General features: G+C 64.6%; 19 protein-coding genes. 12 read left to right on the top strand and 7 right to left on the bottom strand.

The genetic code is table 11. The annotated features are described in order from the left end of the window. Nucleotides 1-40: 40 nt before the first annotated feature. Nucleotides 41-1,030 (bottom strand): zinc-dependent alcohol dehydrogenase family protein, encoded by a 990-nt coding sequence (locus tag ACVIGB_RS06045; RefSeq protein ID WP_456723398.1) that lies wholly within the window; start codon nt 1,028-1,030, stop codon nt 41-43. Nucleotides 1,031-1,149: 119 nt separating this feature from the next. On the opposite strand from ACVIGB_RS06045, the gene ACVIGB_RS06040 reads away from it, so the two are divergent. The 3 genes from ACVIGB_RS06040 to ACVIGB_RS06030 all read left to right on the top strand — a co-directional run bounded on the left by ACVIGB_RS06040 (nt 1,150) and on the right by ACVIGB_RS06030 (nt 4,993). Continuing rightward, nucleotides 1,150-2,049, top strand: coding sequence for a LysR family transcriptional regulator (locus tag ACVIGB_RS06040; RefSeq protein ID WP_456725231.1), 900 nt, complete (start codon nt 1,150-1,152; stop codon nt 2,047-2,049). A 496-nt stretch (nt 2,050-2,545) separates the two neighbouring features. Continuing rightward, entirely contained in the window at nt 2,546-3,769 is a 1,224-nt protein-coding gene (gene chrA, locus ACVIGB_RS06035; protein ID WP_456723399.1) for a chromate efflux transporter, read from the top strand. Nucleotides 3,770-3,838: 69 nt separating this feature from the next. Then, nucleotides 3,839-4,993, top strand: coding sequence for an acyltransferase family protein (locus tag ACVIGB_RS06030; protein ID WP_456723400.1), 1,155 nt, complete (start codon nt 3,839-3,841; stop codon nt 4,991-4,993). 78 nt (nt 4,994-5,071) lie between these two features. Here ACVIGB_RS06030 and ACVIGB_RS06025 read toward each other — a convergent pair whose 3' ends face one another. Both ACVIGB_RS06025 and ACVIGB_RS06020 read right to left on the bottom strand, forming a co-directional pair. Continuing rightward, nucleotides 5,072-5,464 (bottom strand): hypothetical protein, encoded by a 393-nt coding sequence (locus ACVIGB_RS06025; RefSeq protein ID WP_456723401.1) that lies wholly within the window; start codon nt 5,462-5,464, stop codon nt 5,072-5,074. A 245-nt stretch (nt 5,465-5,709) separates the two neighbouring features. Next, complete coding sequence (locus ACVIGB_RS06020) at nt 5,710-6,894, bottom strand: OpgC domain-containing protein (RefSeq protein ID WP_456723402.1); 1,185 nt, start codon at nt 6,892-6,894, stop codon at nt 5,710-5,712. A 653-nt stretch (nt 6,895-7,547) separates the two neighbouring features. Between ACVIGB_RS06020 and rnd the strand changes: the two genes are divergently transcribed. Beyond that, complete coding sequence (gene rnd, locus ACVIGB_RS06015) at nt 7,548-8,696, top strand: ribonuclease D (RefSeq protein WP_456723403.1); 1,149 nt, start codon at nt 7,548-7,550, stop codon at nt 8,694-8,696. A gap of 351 nt (nt 8,697-9,047) precedes the next feature. After that, on the top strand, nt 9,048-9,251 hold the full coding sequence (locus tag ACVIGB_RS06010) for a cold-shock protein (RefSeq protein WP_021079877.1): 204 nt from the start codon (nt 9,048-9,050) through the stop codon (nt 9,249-9,251). Between the two features lie 89 nt (nt 9,252-9,340). Here ACVIGB_RS06010 and purN read toward each other — a convergent pair whose 3' ends face one another. Together purN and purM are read right to left on the bottom strand one after the other, a co-directional pair. After that, nucleotides 9,341-9,991, bottom strand: a complete 651-nt coding sequence (gene purN / locus ACVIGB_RS06005) for a phosphoribosylglycinamide formyltransferase (protein WP_456723404.1) — start codon at nt 9,989-9,991, stop codon at nt 9,341-9,343. After that, nucleotides 9,988-11,061, bottom strand: a complete 1,074-nt coding sequence (purM, locus tag ACVIGB_RS06000) for a phosphoribosylformylglycinamidine cyclo-ligase (protein ID WP_456749116.1) — start codon at nt 11,059-11,061, stop codon at nt 9,988-9,990. Before purM ends, purN begins: the two co-directional genes overlap by 4 nt. A gap of 160 nt (nt 11,062-11,221) precedes the next feature. Between purM and ACVIGB_RS05995 the strand changes: the two genes are divergently transcribed. From ACVIGB_RS05995 to ppx, 4 genes are all read left to right on the top strand, one after another. Continuing rightward, nucleotides 11,222-11,764, top strand: a complete 543-nt coding sequence (locus ACVIGB_RS05995) for a CDP-alcohol phosphatidyltransferase family protein (protein WP_092113493.1) — start codon at nt 11,222-11,224, stop codon at nt 11,762-11,764. Nucleotides 11,765-11,852: 88 nt separating this feature from the next. Next, nucleotides 11,853-12,530 carry a chromosomal replication initiator DnaA gene (locus ACVIGB_RS05990; RefSeq protein WP_456723406.1) on the top strand — a complete coding sequence of 226 codons (678 nt, stop codon included), beginning with the start codon at nt 11,853-11,855 and terminating at the stop codon, nt 12,528-12,530. 132 nt (nt 12,531-12,662) lie between these two features. Continuing rightward, nucleotides 12,663-14,867, top strand: a complete 2,205-nt coding sequence (locus ACVIGB_RS05985; RefSeq protein WP_456723407.1) for an RNA degradosome polyphosphate kinase — start codon at nt 12,663-12,665, stop codon at nt 14,865-14,867. A gap of 12 nt (nt 14,868-14,879) precedes the next feature. Then, a complete protein-coding gene (gene ppx / locus ACVIGB_RS05980; protein WP_456723408.1) occupies nt 14,880-16,382 on the top strand; it encodes an exopolyphosphatase in 1,503 nt (500 codons plus the stop codon). 110 nt (nt 16,383-16,492) lie between these two features. Here ppx and ACVIGB_RS05975 read toward each other — a convergent pair whose 3' ends face one another. Both ACVIGB_RS05975 and ndk read right to left on the bottom strand, forming a co-directional pair. Beyond that, complete coding sequence (locus ACVIGB_RS05975; protein WP_092113482.1) at nt 16,493-17,332, bottom strand: TerC family protein; 840 nt, start codon at nt 17,330-17,332, stop codon at nt 16,493-16,495. A gap of 110 nt (nt 17,333-17,442) precedes the next feature. Beyond that, nucleotides 17,443-17,865, bottom strand: coding sequence for a nucleoside-diphosphate kinase (gene ndk / locus ACVIGB_RS05970; protein WP_050425938.1), 423 nt, complete (start codon nt 17,863-17,865; stop codon nt 17,443-17,445). A 350-nt stretch (nt 17,866-18,215) separates the two neighbouring features. Between ndk and ACVIGB_RS05965 the strand changes: the two genes are divergently transcribed. From ACVIGB_RS05965 to ACVIGB_RS05955, 3 genes are all read left to right on the top strand, one after another. Then, the gene (locus ACVIGB_RS05965) at nt 18,216-18,479 is read left to right on the top strand and encodes a sulfur globule protein precursor (protein ID WP_092125576.1); all 264 of its coding nucleotides are present in this window, start codon (nt 18,216-18,218) and stop codon (nt 18,477-18,479) included. A gap of 222 nt (nt 18,480-18,701) precedes the next feature. After that, nucleotides 18,702-18,878 (top strand): hypothetical protein, encoded by a 177-nt coding sequence (locus tag ACVIGB_RS05960; protein ID WP_456723409.1) that lies wholly within the window; start codon nt 18,702-18,704, stop codon nt 18,876-18,878. A gap of 110 nt (nt 18,879-18,988) precedes the next feature. Further along, nucleotides 18,989-20,851 (top strand): ABC-F family ATP-binding cassette domain-containing protein, encoded by a 1,863-nt coding sequence (locus ACVIGB_RS05955; protein ID WP_456723410.1) that lies wholly within the window; start codon nt 18,989-18,991, stop codon nt 20,849-20,851. Nucleotides 20,852-21,013 lie beyond the last annotated feature (162 nt).

The following is a 21,013-nucleotide window of genomic DNA, read 5'->3' as shown; positions in this document are numbered from 1 at the left end:
AGATTTTGATGGGTTTCGCTGCGCTCTACCCATCCTACTCTCACACCGTCACCACGATCTTCCCGAACTGCACGTTCGACTCCAGATACCGGTGCGCCTCCACGATCTCCTCGAACGGAAACGTCCGCGCGATGATCGGCTTCAGCGCGCCGTCGGCAAGCCCGTCGAGGATGAACGCCTTCGCCGCTTCGAGCCGCGCCGGATCCTGGACAATCTCGTGCACCCGGTAGCCGCGCAGGATCAGGCTCTTGCTCAGCACCGTGAACAGCGGAAACGGCGTCGGCGCCTCGCTGAGCCCGCCATACTCGATCAGGATGCCGCCATGCGCCATCGCTGACGTCAGCGGCATGAAGACGGGGCCGCCGACCGGGTCGAGCACCACGCGAACGCCGTTCGGCCCTGCGATCTGCTCCAGCCTCGATTGCAGGTCTTCCTCTGCGGACGCGATCACATGCGCAGCGCCAGCGTCGCGCAGGGCCTGCGCCTTGGCTGACGTGCGCGTCACCGCGATCGGGATCGCACCGATACGGTTGGCGATCTGGATCGCGGCGAGCCCGACGCTGCTCGATGCTGCCGTGATGACGACGAACTCCGCACGGGCAAGCTTCGCAATATCGATCAAGGCGCCATACGCCGTGAGGTATTGCATCCACACCGCGGCAGCTTCCTGAAAACCCAGCGCCGGCGGATGCTTGACGACGAGTACGGCCGGGAACGTTGCGAGCTCGCCATAGGCCGGCCAGCGCGCCATCGAGATCGGCGGCACGATGCTGACGGCATCCCCAAGCGCGAAACCGCCGACCCCCTCGCCGATCGTTTCGACAAGGCCGGCGGCCTCGAGACCGAGGCCGGACGGCAATGTCGGCGTCTCGATATAGGTCCCCCTCCGCATCAGCGCCTCGGCGCGGTTCAGTCCGAGCGCCTTGATCCGGATCCGGATCTCGCCGCGCGCCGGCGGCGCGATCGCCACATCCTCGATCCGCAGCACCTCAGGACCACCATGTTGATGAAAACGAACCACGCGAGCCATCGGCAACACTCCAAAGCAGTTGAATTGCAAAACAGTTCAATTGAATGAGCTATGCCAGGGCCAGTTCTGCAGATAAATCATCCCGCAGACTGAACAGTCAAAACTGAGGGTTTCGAATGATGGACCGCCTGACCAGCATGGCCGTGTTTCTCAGGGCGGTCGATCTCGGCTCCTTCGCCGCCGCCGCCGAGGCACTCGAGATGTCCGGCCCGATGGTCGGCAAGCATGTCCGCTTCCTCGAGGAGCGGCTCGGCGTCCGCCTGATCCATCGCACCACGCGGCGTCAGAGCCTGACCGAGTTCGGCCAAGCCTATTACGAGCGCTGCCGCGCGGTGCTCGCCGAGGCGGAAGCCGCCGACGCGCTCGCTTCCGATCAACTGTCCGAACCGCGCGGACGGCTCAAGGTGACGATGCCGGCGCTGTTGGGCCGGCACTGCGTGGCGCCGCTGCTGCTCAAGCTGGCGCAGAAATATCCTGCCCTGGAGCTCGATCTCTCGTTCGGGGATCCGGTCGCCGACCTGATGGACGGCGGCTACGATTTTGCGATCAGGACCGGTGATCTCGACGAGCAATCCAGTGTGATCGCGCGGCGCATCGCGTGCCAGCGCATGGTGGTGTGCGGCTCGCGCGCGTATTTGAAGGCGCACGGCCGGCCGCGCGCACTCGACGAGCTCGGCCAGCATCAGGCGATCGTCTATCGCCGCCTCGGGCGCGCGCGCCCGTGGCTGTTCCCGCGCGACGGCCAGCCACCGCGCGAGGTCTGGCCCGCCGGGCGGCTCCGGCTCGACGATCTCGAAGCCATCGCCGACGCCGCGGCGCGCGGCATGGGGCTGGCGTGGCTACCCTCCTGGCTGGTGCGCGAACGCCTCGAGCGTGGCGCGCTGGTCCGCGTTCTCGGCAACGAAGGGGAGCTTCCCTACGATTGTCATGCGTTGTGGCTGCCGACGCCGCGACTGCCGCTGAAGGTCCGGCTTGCGGTCAACGCGCTCGCGGCCGCGCTGCCGAAGCTCGTGGCCTAGCGCGAACGCATTGTGCCGCGACACCCGTCGTGAGCGTTAACTCACCCTCCACCATGCCGGGAGGCTCGCGGCGGTAACCATAAGGCTTAACAGCGCGTCAACGCTCCCCCAACAAGTCTAATTGTTTCTAATGGGGGAGAATGACCCGTGGACGCATTTGCATTCGAATTCATGGGACTGGCGATGATCGCGCTGTGTCTCGTCGTGCTGGCGATGCCTGCGGCACGGCGGCCGTCTAAGAACATCGGATATGAGTGAGGCGCCGGAGTCGAAACTGGCACCCGCCACTTCATGCGCGCGTTCTCTACCGGGTGAGGCCAAGATGACCTCGAATGTCATCCTCGTCTCCGCCGTCGTTTCGGTGGTTACCCTCAGGGATGATCTTGCATTTGGCCCAATAATTTTGGCGCGATAATACCGCGCCTGGACGCCATTGAATGGCGATATGCTTGCCCTGATGAGTCCTGGCGCGGGACGCAAGTCAGGGAATTGACGCTTGAACGACACCGACGTCCAGCAGCCCCACGCACCGCCCTCCGCCGCGAGCTCAGCTCACTCGCCGCTGGAGGTGTTGTTAATTTTCCTCAGGCTCGGCGTGACCTGCTTCGGCGGTCCGATCGCGCATATCGGTTATTTCCGCGACGAGTTCGTCACCCGCCGGCGCTGGCTTGACGAACAGGCCTATGCGGATCTGGTCGCGCTTTGCCAATTCCTGCCGGGCCCTGCGAGCAGCCAGGTCGGCTTTTCGCTTGGCCTGATGCGCGCTGGCTATCTGGGCGCGCTGGCGGCCTGGACCGGCTTCACGCTGCCCTCGGCGATTGCGCTGGTGCTGTTTGCCTTCGGCGCCGGCGGATTGAGCGGCCCGGCCGGCACCGGCCTGGTGCATGGCCTCAAGCTGGTCGCAGTGGCGATCGTCGCCCAGGCGGTCTGGGGCATGGCGCGCTCGCTTTGTCCGGACCGCGCGCGCGCATCGATCGCGACGGTCGCGGCACTCGTCATCCTCGCGAGCTCCTCGTCGATCGCGCAGATCGGCGCCATCGTGCTCGGCGCCGTCGCCGGGCTGTGGTTCTGCCGCGCGCAACCGGTCAACGGCGTCACGCACATCGCGATGCCGGTGTCGCGCCGCGTTGGCCTCTGCGCACTGATCCTGTTCCTTGCCCTGCTGGTCGGGTTGCCGCTGCTCGCCCGCGCATGGCCCGGTCTCGGCCTGTTCGAGGCCTTCTACCGCTCCGGCGCGCTGGTGTTCGGGGGCGGCCATGTCGTGCTGCCGCTGCTGCGCGAAGCCGTGGTGACGCCGGGCTGGATCGGCGACGACGCGTTCCTGACCGGCTACGGCGCCGCGCAGGCCGTGCCGGGCCCGCTCTTCACCTTCGCCGCCTATCTCGGCGCTGTGATCGGCGGCGTGCCGGGCGCGATCACAGGCCTCCTCGGCATCTTCCTGCCGGGACTTCTCGTCCTGCTCGCGGCACTGCCGTTCTGGGATGGCTTCCGCAAGCGGCCGTCGGCGCAGGCGATGATGCGCGGCGTCAATGCCGCCGTGGTCGGCATCCTCGGTGCCGCGCTCTATGATCCGGTCTGGACCAGCAGCGTACAGCGTCCGCTCGATTTCGGCATCGCGCTGGCTGGCTTCGTTCTGCTCACGGCATGGCGCGCGCCGCCGCTCGTGGTGGTCGTCCTTAGCGCGGCCGCCGGCATCGCCACGGGGCTCCTGCAATCGTGAACACCGCCCAGGCGTTCGGCCGGCCGGATTAAGAACGCCTTCATGCCTCGCCGCCATGATCGGGGGCGTATGCCGAGCGTAGCCAAACAACCGGATCCGACCCGGGCTCCCGTGCTGGACCTGCTGCGGCTCGCCGCGGTCGGGGCCGTGATCCTGTACCATTACGGCTTCTGGGGCACCGCATCGCACGGCGTTCAGAAGGTGGCGATGCCGTACCTCGCCCCGGTCGCCCAGTACGGCTTCCTCGGCGTCCCCGTATTCTTCGCGATCTCTGGTTTCGTCATCGCCTATTCGGCCGAAGGCCGCACGCCGGTCGGTTTCGCGATCGCTCGCTTTAGCCGGATCTATCCGACCTTCGTCATCTGCATGACGCTGACCTTCCTCACCACGCTGCTGCTGGGCCGCACCTATTTCCACGTGACGTGGGGGCAATGGCTGGCAAACCTGTTCATCGCAGCGCCGATGCTCGGTCAGCCCTACATGGACGACGCCTACTGGTCGCTGGTGATCGAGGTCGTGTTCTACGTCTGGGTCGCACTGTTTCTGGCCTGGGGCATTTTCCCGCGGAAGATCGACACGATCATCCTGGCGTGGATCGCCATCACCTTCGCCAACGAGCTGACGCTGGACGTTCCGCTGTTCGAGAAGCTGTTCATGGCCGACGACAGCGGCTTCTTCGCCGTCGGGCTCCTGATCTACGAGCATTACCGCGGACGGCGCGACACCAGGCTCTACAGCCTGCTGACGCTGGCGATGGGCACCGCGACGTTCCAGGCCGTGCACAAGCTGGAACGGCTCGGCGTCCACACCCATGGCAGCTTCGATCCGCGCGTCGTCACCGTGATCTGCATCGTCTCGCTCGGCATCGTGTTCGCCGCCACCCGGATCAAGTCGGTGCCGCTGCCGGACAGCCTGGTCAGGGCCGTGGGCGGCATCACCTATCCGCTCTATCTGCTGCACCTGCAGCTCGGTTACGTGCTCCTGCTCCTGATGACGCCAACGCCGGGCGCGCTTTCAACCGCGCTCGTGGTGGCAAGCATGGTGGCGCTGGCATGGTTCGTCTGGCGCTTCCTCGAAAGCCCGGCGCATTATCTCGTCAGGGACAGGCTCACGATGCTGGCCTCACGCCACGGATGGCCGTCGCGCATTCGCGCGGGCGAAGGGCGGATCAATCCGGGCCACATCGCCGCGCCGGTCGAAGCCGGACGGATTGCCAATCACTGATGCGCCCGACAGAACAAGCGCCGACATCGCGCACATCCAGTCGGTGCTAGGCTGTGAATTGCAGAGCAGTCGCGCCCATCATCCTGTCAGCGATAACGCTGTCTCAATCTGGCTGTAAGCTTCCGGTCTTCTCGCGCGCTCCCGGGCGATGAAATCGGCGTGTCGCTGCGCGAAGGCGGCGACCTCCTGCAGCGTTTCCGGATACGGCTCGCCAAGGCTCCAAAACAGGAAGCCATGTCGGACGAGCGCTTCGACCTTGTTCCATTGCCTTTCGTTGGAACGCTTTGGCGGCTTAAATTTGCGTGCCAGGCCGATGCTTGGGCCGCCGCACTCGGGGCACGGTAGTACGGCTTCGGTGCGGCTCGTGCGTTTGAAGCTCTTGCGGCATCGAAAGCAAGCATAAGGGTGAAGGTAGCTCGATTGGACAGGTCCGCCCTTTTGAGCCGGAGGAGGTGAGACCACCTGGGTCATCCTGTTAGCCTAGCCACGTTCCCAACATGTGTAAATCAGGCCGTTTGTCGAACGACGGCCTCCACATCGCTCGCTGGTGACGGCCCCGGCGGCGTCGAGATGCGGTGGACGCCGATGTCACGACTGACGAGTGTGGCTGAGGCGGACCGTGGAGTCGTGTGGCCCTGGCGCTCTCGCCCCTGCAGCACACTCGGCGCTCTTGCTCTTCCGGACCGCGCGGAAGCGCCTCGTCCAGGAACACCAATCTAGTTCGGTCGCCCAATCTTCCGTCGAAGCTCTGCATTTGTCACATCGACGAACAAATTCGGAATGTCGTCGGCGCGGTGCAACAGCCACGCCGCGGCGATCATGATCGCGATTCCGGCCGCGCTCACCACGAGCTGTGCGATGACCGCGCCGCTGTATTGGGTCAAGACCCAATGGGCGGAGAACGAAAGCAAGACCCCGAGGCAAAAGATCGGAAGCGAATGCTCGCCGCACAAGGTCAGCGGACGCAATGATCGGGATTTCAGCGGCGGCCAGTCCCGCGGAATCAGGCCATGGACAACGACCGCGAGCGCGAGGAAGTGGGTCAAGCGCAACATATCCAGATCCGTTTTGTCGATCGGGTAGATGAACTTCATCATCCATCCCGGTATGAACATCTCCAGCGCATGGAAATGCCACGTCATCACGATCAGGAACGCAAAGATCAGCCAGGCAATCGCTACCGCTGCGACGATCCGCGACTGGATGAGTCTGGCGATCTGAGACAATGCGCCCACCCCACACCACTGGCCGAAGACAAAGAGCAACTGCCAACAAAATGGATTGAAGTACCACGCTGTGCCCGGCGGATAGGAGGCGATGTTCCAATCGAACCATCGCGCCAGCACGTAGAGAACGATCGAAGCCAGTAAGGTGAGATTGGGACGACGCACCAAGGCCCAGATGACCAGTGGGGACGCGAGCAGCAAGACAATGAACAGCGGCAGCACGTCGAGATCCACGGGCTTGTATCGCAGGGTGAGTGCCTGCCCGATCAGGATATCTGGATGCTGCAGAAAATTGAAAACGTTGAATTCGTTTTCATACATCGGATTGTCGAGCCGTCGGGAGGTTCTCGCGACCTGGGCCGTGAAGATCAGGAACAGCATGATATGCGCCACGTAGATATGCGCGGCCCGCGTCCACAGCCGCTTCGCTGCGGACAGCAAGAAACCTGAAGCGATGATCGGACCGTATATGAAACCGGCAAGGTAACCCGAGATGAAAACGAAGAACTCCGCAGCGTCGCTGAAGCCGTAGTTGCGCAGCGTAATCCAGCCGATGGCTCCATCATTGGGGATGTGATCGAGAAATATCATCCACAACCCGAGCCCTCTGAACAGGTCGAGCCGAACATCGCGTTCGATCGTTTCATCGATCTGGTGCGCGTGGTGGAGCTCCATCGGGACGATCCTCACTCGGCTGCTTCTGAGATCGCGATAGCTGCACTCGTCGGAGTCTTGATTCGCGTCGGGCTGGAATGCGTTAGCCGACGGCAAATCCGGGTCGACAGGCGAAGATCATAGACATCCTTATACTCCCGCGTGACATCACCGTCCAAGTGCCGCACCCGCATGCTTGACGTTTGTCGGGTGAGCCGCATTCGTCTGCCGGAGTGGAGGCTGACAAAGCATCGCGACTCGCGGGGGTGTGTTCGGCGGCATCCCGTGACGAACTTGGACGCTTAGGTCGGGCCGACCCGGCGCATTCGGTCAGAGGCGCATGACTCACAGGCCGCGCAACATATTCAGTGTCGTCCCGGCCTAGTGCGCAATTGCGCACGGGAGCCGGACCCATTACCCCCAATGCCCATGGCCGCACGAGGCCGGGACCGCGATCCCCCGACCGACGAATTTCGATGGTTATGGGTCCTGGCTTTCGCCGGGACGACGGATGGATTCGTGGTGCAATCGGGCCGAAAACGCCCGCGAATCGCGGCCAATCAATTCAAAAATGCCCTGTCCCTCACCCCGCGCAAGGCCAAAATCCCTGCAAGACCCTTGACATAGCTGCCCTTTCGGCAGAACGCGTGGTGTCAAGCCGTCATGGACTGTTCATGGATCTGATTAGCACGACCCCCGACCTCGCCGCCGCCTGCGACCGGCTCGCCAAACACAAGGTCATCACCGTCGACACCGAATTCCTGCGGGAGACGACCTACTATCCCCTGCTCTGCGTCGTGCAGATGGCTAGCGCGGATGAAGCCGTCGTGGTCGACGCGCTGGCGCCCGGCATCGACCTCAAGCCGTTCTTCGATCTGATGTCGAACGAAGCCGTGCTGAAGGTGTTTCATGCCGCGCGGCAGGACATCGAAATCGTCTGGCACCTCTCCGGCACGATCCCGCATCCGATCTTCGACACCCAGGTCGCGGCCATGGTGCTCGGCTATGGCGACAGCATCGCCTATGACCAGCTGGTCGATCGCGTCACCGGCCACCGCCCCGACAAGACCCACCGCTTCACCGACTGGTCGCGCCGCCCGCTGACCGAGGAGCAACTGCATTACGCCGTCTCCGACGTCACCCATCTGCGCGAGGTGTTCGCGGCGCTCGACGCCGACTTGAGGAAGCGTGACCGCAGCGACTGGGTCAGCGAGGAGATGGAGATCCTGACCTCGCCGAAGACCTACGACTTCCATCCCGAGCGCGCCTGGGAGCGGCTCAAGACCCGCGTGCGCAAGCCGCGCGAACTCGCGGTGCTGATCGAGGTTGCCGCCTGGCGCGAGCAGGAGGCGCAGAGCCGCGACGTGCCACGCTCGCGCGTGCTCAAGGACGACGCGGTCGGCGACATCGCCACCCATGCGCCGACCTCGCTGGAGAAGCTCGGCAATCTGCGTTCGCTGCCGAAGGGTTTCGAGCGTTCGAAATGGGGCGCCGACATCATCGCCGCGGTGCAGCGCGGGCTGGCCCGCGACCAGGCCACGCTCCCCAAGCTGGAAAAACCGAGAAACAATTCCAACGGCGCGGCGACCGTCGAGCTGTTGAAGGTGCTGCTGCGCATGACTTCGGAGCGCCACGGCGTCGCCAGCAAGGTGATCGCCACCGTCGACGACCTCGAACAGATCGCGGCCAGCGATGAGGCTCAGGTCGGCGCCCTGCACGGCTGGCGACGTGAACTGTTCGGCGAGGCGGCGCTCAAGCTCAAGCACGGCCAGCTCGCACTCGCGATCGACAAGGGCCGCGTGGTGCGGGTGGATCGGGGCTAGCGCACGCCATTCGCTTGGTGCACGCGAAGTTCCGACGCCTTCGACCGTCGGCCAGTGGCCGAACGCGCCGGGCCGGAGTTCAGCCGGCACAGGCTGAAGTTGCGTCACGCAAAACCAGCGCGCTTGCTAAGGCGCAGATTTCGTGTTGCAATCCCTTCACAATCGGATTGCGGCCGTTCGACTGTGCGTTTCACGACGTTGATAGCCAAGGCTTCGAGAGGCGAAACTTCGGACTTGAAGACCTTGGATATAGAGACCCGGGAATTGAACAGACAGCGGAAAGCCCGCTTGTGGCGTGGCACGTGGAAAACGTGGCCGCGTCTTTTTTATGTCTAGACTGGGAGAGAGACGATGCCGAAGGGTACCGTCAAATGGTTCAACCCGACCAAAGGTTACGGGTTCATCAAGCCGGCCGTCGGCGACAAGGATGTGTTCGTCCACATCTCGGCGGTCGAACGCGCAGGCCTCAGCACATTGAACGAGAACCAGACCGTCGAGTACGAGCTGGTGGAGAACCGCGGCAAGGCGTCGGCAGAGAACCTCAAGGTTCACTGAACGTCGCTGCTGGCGGAATTCATCTTGACACCTCCCCCGGCCGCATCACCCGGGGGATTGTTCTCGGGGATCTCTCGTGCAACCGGGCGCTAAGGCGCCGGCGCGATCAGCGTGCTGTCGGTTGCGGCGCTGCCTTGCGTCCTGCAGACGTCGCCTTCGAGCTTGAGCCGGCCGCTCGCCAGAAGCCGCAGCGCCTCCGGATAGATGCGATGCTCGATCGTGATCACGCGTGCGGCGAGCGTCTCCGGCGTGTCGTCGTCCGCCACGGTGACCGCACCCTGCATGACGATCGGTCCGGCGTCGGTCTCCGGGATCACGAAATGCACCGTCGCGCCGGACAGCTTGACCCCCGCCCGCAAGGCCTGGCCGTGCGGATCGAGGCCGGGAAAGCAAGGCAGCAGCGACGGATGGATGTTGAGCATCCGCCCGTACCAGTGCCGGACGAATTCGGCGGTGAACAGCCGCATGAAGCCGCCGAGGCAAATCAGCTCGACTTGGCTGTCGTCGAGCGCCCGCTGCAGCATCGCCTCGAAGCCGGCGCGGTCCTTGCCGAACGGCTTGCTCTCGATGACGACGGTCGGAATGCCGCTCGCGGCCGCCTTCTCGAGCCCGGGAGCGTTGGCGCGGTTGGAGATCACGGCGACGATCTCGGCCGGAAAATCCGCAGCCTTCGCAGCCTCGATCAGCGCGGCCATGTTGGAGCCGCGGCCGGAGATCAGAATGGCAACCCGGCGCTTCATCGCGAGAGATCGAGGTGACCGTGATAGACTACGCGATGCTCGCCACTGGCCTCGATCACCTCACCGAGCAGCGTCACGGTCTCGCCGCCGGCGGTGAAGGCCTCGGTGACCGCATCGACCGCATCGGCCTTGACGATCGCGATCATGCCGATGCCGCAGTTGAAGGTGCGCAGCAGCTCGAGCTCGGCGATGCCGCCCTGCTCGGCCAGCCATTTGAACACCGGCAGCACCGGCAGCCGCGCCAGATCGATGCCGACGCCGAGATGCTTCGGCAGCACGCGCGGGATGTTGTCGGTGAAGCCGCCGCCGGTGATGTGGGCGAGCCCCTTCACCGCGCCGGTCTCGCGGATCGCACGCAGGCAGGATTTCACATAGAGCCTGGTCGGCGTCAGAAGCGCCGCACCGAGCGTCATGACCGGTGCGAATGGCGCCGGCGCATCATAGCCAACGCCGGACTGCTCGACGATCTTGCGCACCAGCGAATAGCCGTTGGAGTGCACGCCGGAGGACGCCAGGCCGATCACGGCATCGCCCGCCGCGATATCCCCCGTCGGCAGCAGGGTGCCGCGCTCGGCCGCGCCGACCGCAAAGCCGCCGAGGTCGTAGTCGCCGTCCTTGTAGAGGCCGGGCATCTCGGCGGTCTCGCCGCCGATCAGCGCGCAGCCGGATTCGCGGCAACCCTCGGCAATCCCGGCGACGATCTGCGCGGTGGCCTCCGGCTGGAGCTTGCCGCAGGCGAAATAGTCGAGGAAGAACAGCGGTTCCGCGCCTTGCACGACGAGGTCGTTGACCGACATCGCGACCAGGTCGATGCCGATGCCGTTGTGGATGCCGGTCTCGATCGCGATCTTCAGCTTGGTGCCGACGCCATCGGTCGCGGCCACCAGGACCGGATCCTTGAAGCCGGCGGCCTTGAGGTCGAACAGCCCGCCGAATCCGCCGATTTCGGCGTCCGCGCCGGGCCGTGCGGTGGCCCGCACCATCGGCTTGATCAGATCGACCAGACGATTGCCGGCGTCGATATCGACACCCGAATCCGCGTAAGTGAGCCCGTTTTTGCGCTCGGTCATGCCCAATTCCAGATGATAAGGGGCTGGTTACGAGGAATTCCGCCCCCGCGCAATGGCTCGCGGCAATGCTGTCGCGATACTATGTAGATAACACCCGGCCGCCGCGCAAAAGAGCCGGATATCGAGTAAAATCAGGCTTCTAGCCGGGAAGCGATTCAAGTTGAGCATTCCGAATATCATCACCCTCGGCCGCATCATCCTGGTGCCGGTGATCGTCTGGGCCATCGTATCGAGCCAGATGGAGATCGCGTTCGCGATCTTCGTGATCGCCGGCGTCTCGGACGCGGTCGACGGTTTCCTTGCCAAGCGCTTCAACATGGCGAGCGAACTCGGCGCCCTGCTCGACCCGCTCGCCGACAAGGCGCTGCTGGTGTCGATCTATGTCGCGCTCGGAATCTGGGGCGCGGTGCCGCGCTGGATCGTGATTCTCGTGGTGTCGCGCGACATCATGATCGTCTCCGCCGTGATCGTGTCATGGTTGTTCGACAAGCCGGTCGAGATGAAGCCGTTGATGGTGTCGAAGCTGAACACGGTGGCACAGGTCGCGTTCGCGGCCCTGGTGCTCGCCTCGCTCGGTTTCGGGTTTCAGCCGCACCCCTACGACCTGATCCTGATGGGTCTGGTCACGATCTTTACTTTGGGTTCGGTGTCCCTCTATCTCGTGGAGTGGGTGCGGCACATGAGCACGATCGAGGCTCGGTAGCGCACGATCCCGAAAAGTGGAAACCGGTTTTCCAGCGACAAACGCGAAGCGTTGGCGCATGCTAAAATGAAGTGGTTTGGAGACTTGCGTGGCCGGTAGCGTTCAACCTCGTCAATTGGCCTTGGCCCTGCCGCACGAGGAGAAACTGACCCGCGACGATTTCCTCGAGGGGCCCGCCAATGAGGCTGCGCTGGCGCTGATCGACGGCTGGCCCGACTGGCCGAACCGAATCATGCTGCTGGTGGGGTCCGAAGGCTCCGGCAAAAGCCACCTCGCCGCGATCTGGGCCGAGATCGCCGGCGCGCGCTCGACCGCGGCGCATGCGCTGACCGCCGACACGGTGCCGATGGCGCTCGCGACCGGCGCGCTGGTGGTCGAGGACCTGAGACCGTCGGATTTCGACGAGCGCGCGATGTTCCATCTGATGAATCTCGCACGCCAGGACGATGCCTTCGTCCTGATCACGGCGCGCGTGCCGCCGTCGGCGTTCGAGATCGAGCTGCGCGATCTGCGCTCGCGGCTCCGCGCGGTGCCGACGGTGACGCTGCTGCCGCCCGACGACCACCTGTTCCGTGGCCTGATCGTCAAATTCTGCGCCGACCGCCAGATGAGCGTGGACGAGCCGCTCGTCAGCTACCTGACCAACCGGATCGAGCGGTCTTATACCGCCGTCCGCCAGGCGGTCGAGCTGCTCGACACCGAGGCGCTGCGGCTGGGCCGGCCGGTGACCCGGGCGTTGGCGGCGGAGCTGCTGCGCGATGCCTGACCGTCCCCGCGGCTTGACGGCGCAGGCAGGCGGAACATCAATGTCATCGAAACGTCATCGCAATATCACATGTTCTGTGCGGCCCTCGGCTAGACCGCTCCGGCCCCCTGCCCCGAATTGGACCAGCACTTGATGGACTCGGCACAAGCACCTGAAATCAAAGAGAAAGAGGCGGAGCTTCCGTCCGTTCCCGCGGTCGCGACCAGCCCCGAGAGATTCATCAACCGGGAGCTGTCCTGGCTGCACTTCAACCGCCGGGTGCTCGAGGAAGCGGTCAATCTCGGCCATCCCCTGCTGGAGCGGGTCCGCTTCCTGTCGATTTCGGCGAATAACCTCGACGAGTTCTTCATGGTCCGCGTCGCCGGCATCAAGGCCCAGGTCCGCGAGGGTATTGCCGAGCGCAGCCCGGACGGCCTGCTGCCGGCCGAGCAGCTGGTGATGATCAACAAGACCGTGTCGCAGCTCGCCTCCGACCAGCAGGCGATCTGGAGCGACCTGCGCGAGCTCCTGTCCAAGGTCGGCATCCAGCTGGTCGACGGGCGCGACGTCACCAAATCCGAACGCACCTGGATCGAGGATCACTTCCTCCACAACATCTTCCCGCTGCTGACCCCGCTGGCGATCGACCCGGCGCATCCGTTCCCGTTCATCCCGAACCTCGGCTTCACGGTCGCGTTGCAATTGTCGCGGATCGCCGACGGCAAAGCGATGAACGCGCTGATCCGCATGCCCGGCAAGATCGACCGCTTCATCCGCATTCCCTCGACCAAGGAAGGCGCGCCGGCTCGCCTGATCACGCTCGAGCAGGCCACCGGTCTGTTCATCGGCCGCCTGTTCCCCGGCTACACCGTCAAGGGCCAGGGCGCGTTCCGCATCATCAGGGACTCCGAACTCGAAATCGAGGAAGAGGCCGAAGACCTCGTTCGCCTGTTCGAGACCGCGCTCAAGCGCCGCCGGCGCGGATCGGTGATCCGGCTCGAGATCGAGGCCACGATGCCCGAAGAGCTGCGCGTCTTCGTGCAGCACGCATTGTCGGCCGCGGACGATGAAGTGATCCTGGTCGACGGCGTGCTCGCGATGAACGAGCTGTCGCAGCTCACCCGCCTCAATCGCCCTGACCTCGAATTCCCGCCCTACGTGCCGCGCCATCCCGAGCGCGTGCGCGACCATGGCGGCGATATCTTCGCCGCGATCAGGCAGAAGGATCTGGTGGTCCATCACCCCTACGAATCCTTCGACGTCGTCGTCCAGTTCCTGCAGCAGGCGGCGCGCGATCCCGACGTGGTCGCGATCAAGCAGACGCTCTATCGCACCTCGAACAACTCGCCGATCGTGCGCGCGCTGGCGGATGCCGCCGAAGCCGGCAAGTCGGTGACCGCGCTGATCGAATTGAAGGCGCGCTTCGACGAGGAGGCCAATATCCGCTGGGCGCGCGACCTCGAACGCGCCGGCGTGCAGGTCGTCTACGGCTTCATTGAGTTGAAGACGCACGCCAAGCTGTCGATGGTGGTGCGCCGCGAGGGCGGCAATCTCACGACCTATGTGCACACCGGCACCGGCAACTATCATCCGGTCACCGCCCGCATCTACACCGACGTCTCCTACTTTACGTCGGACCCGATCATCGGCCGCGACGTCGCGCGGGTGTTCAACTACATCACCGGTTATGCCGAGCCGAGCGACATCGAGAAGATGGCGGTGTCGCCGCTGACATTGCGCAAGCGGATCATCGAGCACATCCACGGCGAGATCGCCCACGTCAAGCATGGCCGGCACGGCGCGATCTGGATGAAGATGAACGCGCTCGTCGATCCCGACATCATCGACGCGCTGTACGAGGCCTCGCAGGCCGGCGTCTCGATCGAGCTCGTGGTGCGCGGCATCTGCTGCTTGCGGCCGGGGCTGCCCGGATTGTCGGAGAACATCCGCGTCAAATCGGTGATCGGCCGGTTCCTGGAACACGGCCGAATCTATTGCTTCGGCATGGGCCAGGGCCTGCCGAGCGCAAAAGCTGCTGTGTATATCTCGTCCGCCGACATGATGCCGCGGAACCTCGACCGCCGCGTCGAGGTGCTCTGTCCGCTGCAAAATCCCACGGTGCATCAGCAGGTTCTCGAACAGATCATGGTCGCGAACCTGAAGGACACCGAGCAGAGCTGGCAATTGTTGCCGGATGGGTCCTCAACGCGTATGAAGGCCGCGAAAGGCGAAGAGCCGTTCAATCTGCATGACTATTTCATGACAAATCCGAGTCTGTCCGGCCGTGGTAAGTCTCTCAAGGAATCTTCACCGCGCCGTCTCACGCGTCGCAACGAGCGTCAGCAGCCATCGTCTTAAGGGGGCCTTACGGTGAAGCGGCCGCGGAAGCGCGCTTCCAGCGTCGCTGTGATCGATATCGGCTCGAACTCGGTTCGTCTCGTGGTTTACGAGGCGATGGCGCGCAGCCTCATCACCATCTTCAACGAGAAGGCGCTGTGCGGGCTCGGACGTGAGGTGCAGAGCACCGGCCTGCTCGCAACCGACGCCGTCAACAAGGCGCTCACTGCGCTGCGCCGCTTTCGTGCGCTGTGCCGGATCCAGCAGGTCGGCCGCGTCTACGCGATTGCGACCGCGGCCTGCCGCGATGCCAAGAACGGTCCGGACTTCATCGCCAAGGCCGAGCGCATCTGCGGCGCCAAGATCGAGATTCTGACCGGACCGCGTGAAGCGAAGCTGTCTGCGCTCGGCGTCGTGTCGGGCGTGCACAATCCGAACGGCATCGTCGGCGACCTCGGCGGCGGCTCGCTCGAACTGATCGACGTCAAGGGCAACCGCGTGCGCAGCGGCGTGACGCTGCCGCTCGGCAGCCTTGCGCTGCAGGACCTCTCGAACAAATCGCTCAAGCGCGCCGAACGCATCGTCAAGAACGAACTGCTCGGCGTCGCCCAGCTCAAGACCGGCCGTGGCCGTACCTTCTACGCGGTCGGCGGCACCTGGCGCGCGCTGGCGCGCATCCACATCATCCAGAGCGGCTACCCGCTCAAGGTGATGCACGGCTATTCGATTCCGGCGGCGGACGCGCTCGACTTCGCGCAGCGGCTGCGGCGGCTGGCGGCCACCAATATGCTCGCCAATATCGAGTCGGTCGCCGATGCACGGCGGCCGCTATTGGCCTACGCCGCACTCGTGCTCGAATACATCATCCGCGCCGCCCAGCCGAAGACCATCGTGTTCTCGACGTTCGGCGTGCGCGAGGGCCTGCTCTACGAGATGCTGCCGCAGGCCGAACGCGCCAAGGACGGGCTGGTCTGCGCCGCGCAGAACCTCAACCAATTGCTGTCGCGCTCGGCCCGCCACGCCCAGGAGCTGACCGCCTGGACCGACCGGCTGGTGCGCGTCGTCAGGCTGCGCGAGACCGAGGAAGACCGCAGGCTGCGTCACGTCGCCTGCCTGCTCTCCGACATCGGCTGGCGCGTGCATCCCGATCATCGCGGCGAGGAAACCCTCAGCCTGATCATGAACGGCAATTTCGGCTCGATCACGCATCAGGGCCGCGCCTTCGTTGCGCTGTCGGTGTTCTATCGCTACGCCGGCCTCAGCGAGGAGAACGAGCCGCCGCCGCAGATCCGCGCGCTGGTGACGCCGGCGATGGACGAGCGCGCGCGCGTGCTCGGCGCCGCGTTCCGTGTCGCACATCTGATCACGGCGGCGCGCACCGGCGTGCTGCCGGCGACGCATTTCCGTACCCAGGGCCGCAAGCTGATGCTGGTGTTCGAGCATCGGATGGTGGATCTGGTCGCCGATCGCGTCGGCAGCCGCTTCAAGCAATTGGCGCGGCTGCTCGGGCGCGCCGGCTCGATCGTGCGGCGTTAGACGTCGTCGGTTCTGATTTCAGTCAGAACCGACGACGTCCAGCCCTCTAGCTTTGAGGCGTTTTCCTCACGCGAACCGGCGTCCACCTCGCTCGAAAACGCTACGGGACCTCACGCCGCCTTGGCAGCGTGCTTGGCCTTGCGAAGCGCGTGACGGCGCCAGAGCGATCCGATGACCAGCACCACGACGATGCCGAGCACGGCGAGCGTGATCTCGCCGCCGTTGCCGCCATGGGCGAATTGCGGCGACATGCCGACCGAGGTCAGCCAGGAATCGAGCCTGGCACCGAGCGGTCCGGCGAACAGGGCATTCAGCCTGGGATGCACCGCCGGATCGGTCGCGATGACGTCGCCCGCGATCCAGCCGAGCAGCGCGGCGCCGGCCCAGACCAGGATCGGCAGCTTGGAGAGCAGCGCCATGATCAGCGCCGCGCCGGCAACGATCAGGGGAACGCTGATCGCGAGTCCGAGCACCAGCAGCGGCACGCTGCCATTGGCGGCAGCGGCGACCGCGATCACATTGTCGAGGCTCATCACGATGTCGGCGACGACGACGATCTGAACCGCGGCCCACAGATGCGAGGCCGTATGCACGCTGTCCTCGTCCTCCTGCTCCGGCACCAGGAGCTTGGCGGCGATCACGATCAGCGCCAGTCCGCCGACCAGCTTCAGGTAGGGAAGCTCCATCAGGCTGGCGACGATGCCGGTGAAGATGACACGCAGCAGCACTGCCGCGGCGGCACCGAGAATCATGCCCCACAGGCGCTGGCGCGGCGCGAGCCCGCGGCAGGCCAGCGCGATCACGAGCGCGTTGTCGCCCGACAGCAGGACGTTGATCCAGATGATCTTGCCGACGGCGACCCAGAAGGTCGGGGTCGCCATCTCGTTCTTGAACTCGGTGAAGAACGCGCCGATGTACGCCGGATCAAAGATCTGCCACAGCCAGTCCACAGCGAGTCCTATTCGGCCCTGCGGCCGCCCCTGGCGGCGGTGGTCCGCCGCTCCCAGTTCACGTCGACGCGGTCTCCTCAGGAGACCGCGTCACTTTCTGTTGTTCGGCCTTAGCCGACGATCTCGTTGCCGGCGAAGAACTGCGCGATCTCGATCACCGCGGTCTCCGGCGCGTCCGAACCGTGCACCGAATTCTCGCCGATCGACTTCGCATAGAGCTTGCGGATGGTGCCTTCGGCGGCCTTCGACGGATCGGTCGCACCCATCACGTCGCGATACTTCAGGATGGCGCCCTCGCCTTCCAGCACCTGGACCACCACGGGGCCGGAGGTCATGAAGTCGACCAGTTCGCCGAAGAATGGACGCGCCTTGTGGACGGCATAGAAGGTTTCGGCCTGGCCGCGGGTCATCTGGATGCGCTTCTGCGCCACGACCCGCAGGCCGGCCTTCTCGATCACCGCATTGACCGCGCCGGTCAGGTTGCGCTCGGTGGCATCGGGCTTGATGATCGAAAAGGTGCGTTCAATCGCCATGATTTCGTCCTTGTAAACGGTGGCTGGGAGTTGCCGGGGCTTATATCGGCGCGATGGGGTAACGGCAAGCGACCCTGTGACGCGTTAGCCTTTAGTTTTGATGGATTTTCACGACAAAAACCGTCGTCCGGGCGGTCTCCGGACAGAGACAGGCTCGGGCAACTTACCGCGATTTCACTTAGGTGAACCCATTCTGACAGCGCCGTGTCGCTGCCGTTCAGCTGCGGCCGCCTAGGCTCAGCCCCGATCGGACGCCTTGCTGGCCCCCCATCCGCAAGCCTCACAGGACGTCTCGGGAAACGATGTCACCGCGGGCGCGTCATGCGCGCCCATACCTCGAGGAGACGATCATGTTACGCAAATTATCGCTCGCTGCCGTTGCCGCAATTTCGCTCGGTGCCGCCGCGCTCGCCCCGACCTCCGCTTCAGCCTGGGGTGGTTGGCATGGCGGCTGGCACGGTGGATGGCACCACGGCTGGTGGGGCGGCCCGCGCGTCATCGTCGGAGGTCCGGCCTACTACGGCGGATATGGCTACGGTGGCGGTTGCTACGTGCGCCGCGTCGTGCCGACCCCGTGGGGTCCCCGCTGGCGCCTGGTCAATCGCTGCTACTGATCCATCTGTTCTGTCGACTGCTCCCCTGACTTGCTTTCGCCCCGGCCTTGCGCCGGGGCTTTTTGTGCCCGCTAGGGAACCCGGCCGCATGATGCGCCCTACTACCTCAAGGCAAGAGTAAGGCGGAACGGAAACCAAATTCGGGGGTCGCGACTTGTCATGGCAACGATTACGCGAATACGCGAGGTGGAACTCGCCAAGAGACATACCAAGAGAAATGCCATGACAATGATCCAGACCAAGAACGATCCCGATCAGATTGATCGCAAGACCTGCCGTTACATCTGCGATGCCGTGGGTGAGCGGCTCCAGCAAAGCATGCGGCCAGAACCCGCACTGTCGTCCCGCCTGCAGCAGCTCCTCGAGGAGATGCAACGCCGGGACAATGAGCGCCATTAGATATATGGTGGGCTGACCAGCAGCCCAATTGCGTTTTTTGCAACAGCCGTCGGGAGAGATTTTACAGATAGACGGGTTGCGTTTGGCAGCGGGTCCGGTGACAACGCTGCATGCTCTCCATCACTGACATTTCAGTCCGGATCGCCGGGCGGCTGTTGATTGATCACAGTTCTGTGCAAATCGTGCCCGGCGCACGCGTCGGATTTGTCGGCCGCAACGGTGTCGGCAAGTCGACGCTGTTTCATGCCATCCGGGGCGAGCTCCCGACCGAGAGCGGCAGCATCGCGCTTCCGCCGCGCTGGCGGATCGGCAGCCTCGCGCAGGAAGCGCCCGACGGGCCCGAAAGCCTGATCAACGTCGTGCTGAAGGCCGACCTCGAACGCGACGCGCTGCTGCGCGAGGCCGAAACTGCGCACGACCCGCATCGGATCGCCGAGATCCAAACCCGGCTGGTCGACATCGACGCCCACTCCGCCCCGGCCCGCGCCGCGGCGATCCTCTCCGGCCTCGGCTTCTCGACATCAGACCAGGCACGGCCGTGCGCGGAATTCTCCGGCGGCTGGCGCATGCGCGTGGCGCTGGCGGCGACGCTGTTCTCCGCGCCCGATCTCCTGCTGCTGGACGAGCCGACCAACTATCTCGATCTCGAGGGCACGCTGTGGCTCGAGAACCACCTCGCCAACTACCCGCGCACGGTGATCGTGATCAGCCACGACCGCGATCTCCTCGACACCTCGGTCGATCAGATCCTGCACCTCGATCGCGGCAAGCTCACGCTCTACAAGGGCACCTATTCCTCATTCGAGGAGCAGCGCGCCGCGCGTGAATTGCTCGACGCCAAGCACGCCAAGCGGCAGGCCGATGAGCGCAAGCGCCTGCAGGACTTCGTCGACCGCTTCAAGGCCAAGGCTTCCAAGGCGCGGCAGGCGCAGTCGCGCGTCAAGATGCTGGAGCGGATGAAGCCGATCACCGCGTTGGTAACCCAGGACGTTCGCGAGATCTCCTTTCCGGCACCGGAGAAGCTGCTGTCGCCGCCGATCATCGCGGTCGATGACGTCTCGGTCGGCTACGAGCCGGGCAAGCCCGTGCTCAATCGCGTGACGTTGCGCGTCGATCCCGACGACCGCATCGCGCTCCTTGGTTCCAACGGCAACGGCAAGTCGACGCTGGTCAAGTTGCTGGCAGGCAAGCTCGCGCCGTTCGCGGGCAGGATCACGCGGGCGGACAAACTGTCGGTCGGCTATTTCGCCCAGCATCAGGTCGACGAGCTCAACCTCGACGGCTCGCCCTACGATCACATCCGCAAGCTGATGCCCGAGGCGCCGGAGAGCAAGGTGCGCGGCCGCGTCGGCGCGATCGGCTTCTCCGGCAAGGCCGGCGACACGCTGGTGAAGAGCCTGTCGGGCGGCGAGAAGGCGCGGCTGCTGCTTGGGCTTGCGACGTTCTACGCCCCCAACATGATCATCCTGGACGAGCCGACCAACCATCTCGACATCGACAGCCGCGCGGCGCTGGCGGAGGCGATCAACGAATTCCCCGGCGCCATCATGATGGTCTCGCACGATCGCTATCTGATCGAGGCCTGCGCCGATCGTCTGTGGGTCGTGGCGAACCAGACCGTGACGGCATATGACGGCGATCTCGACGAGTATCGTCGCATGATCCTGTCGGCCAATGACGGACGGCCGGCCGCGCGCGAGCGCGTCAAGGAGCCCGCAAAGCCGGAACGCAACCGCAACGAAAAGCGCGCTTCACCGAGGCAGCGGGTCGCGCAGGCCGAGAGCGAGATCGAGCGCATCAACGGCATCATCGCCAAGATCGATACCGCGCTCGCGCTGCCCGATATTTTCACGCGCGATCCCAAGCAGGCCGCACAGCTGACCAAGGCGCGCGCCGGCGCCGAGAGCGCGCTGCAACGCGCCGAGGAAGAATGGCTGGAAGCCAGTGCCGAGCTCGACGAAGCCGCGAACTAGATTTGATCCGCCGGGCGGAGCCACATATATACGGTGTCGTCCCTGCGAAAGCAGGGACCCATATACTCCGCGGCGGATGTGGTCGAGGAGACTCGTCGTTCGACGATCGCGCAACAATAACCATCTGTGGTTATAGGTCCCTGCTTTCGCAGGGACGACGTG

The sequence above is a fragment of the Bradyrhizobium sp. USDA 4341 genome (assembly GCF_054063755.1).
The sequence above is the reverse complement of the archived record's forward strand: the minus strand, read 5'-3'. Positions and strand labels throughout refer to the sequence as shown.

Excerpts from the sequence above, each read along its gene's own strand:
- ACVIGB_RS05960 (WP_456723409.1), top strand. The coding sequence starts at position 18,702 with ATGACAATGATCCAGACCAAGAACGATCCCGATCAGATTGATCGCAAG.
- ACVIGB_RS06025 (WP_456723401.1), bottom strand. The coding sequence starts at position 5,464 with ATGACCCAGGTGGTCTCACCTCCTCCGGCTCAAAAGGGCGGACCTGTC.
- ndk (WP_050425938.1), bottom strand. The coding sequence starts at position 17,865 with ATGGCGATTGAACGCACCTTTTCGATCATCAAGCCCGATGCCACCGAG.
- ACVIGB_RS05965 (WP_092125576.1), top strand. The coding sequence starts at position 18,216 with ATGTTACGCAAATTATCGCTCGCTGCCGTTGCCGCAATTTCGCTCGGT.
- rnd (WP_456723403.1), top strand. The coding sequence starts at position 7,548 with ATGGATCTGATTAGCACGACCCCCGACCTCGCCGCCGCCTGCGACCGG.
- ACVIGB_RS05985 (WP_456723407.1), top strand. The coding sequence starts at position 12,663 with ATGGACTCGGCACAAGCACCTGAAATCAAAGAGAAAGAGGCGGAGCTT.
- ACVIGB_RS06030 (WP_456723400.1), top strand. The coding sequence starts at position 3,839 with ATGCCGAGCGTAGCCAAACAACCGGATCCGACCCGGGCTCCCGTGCTG.
- purN (WP_456723404.1), bottom strand. The coding sequence starts at position 9,991 with ATGAAGCGCCGGGTTGCCATTCTGATCTCCGGCCGCGGCTCCAACATG.
- purM (WP_456749116.1), bottom strand. The coding sequence starts at position 11,061 with ATGACCGAGCGCAAAAACGGGCTCACTTACGCGGATTCGGGTGTCGAT.
- ACVIGB_RS06010 (WP_021079877.1), top strand. The coding sequence starts at position 9,048 with ATGCCGAAGGGTACCGTCAAATGGTTCAACCCGACCAAAGGTTACGGG.
- ACVIGB_RS06045 (WP_456723398.1), bottom strand. The coding sequence starts at position 1,030 with ATGGCTCGCGTGGTTCGTTTTCATCAACATGGTGGTCCTGAGGTGCTG.
- ACVIGB_RS05955 (WP_456723410.1), top strand. The coding sequence starts at position 18,989 with ATGCTCTCCATCACTGACATTTCAGTCCGGATCGCCGGGCGGCTGTTG.
- ACVIGB_RS06020 (WP_456723402.1), bottom strand. The coding sequence starts at position 6,894 with ATGGAGCTCCACCACGCGCACCAGATCGATGAAACGATCGAACGCGAT.
- ACVIGB_RS06040 (WP_456725231.1), top strand. The coding sequence starts at position 1,150 with ATGGACCGCCTGACCAGCATGGCCGTGTTTCTCAGGGCGGTCGATCTC.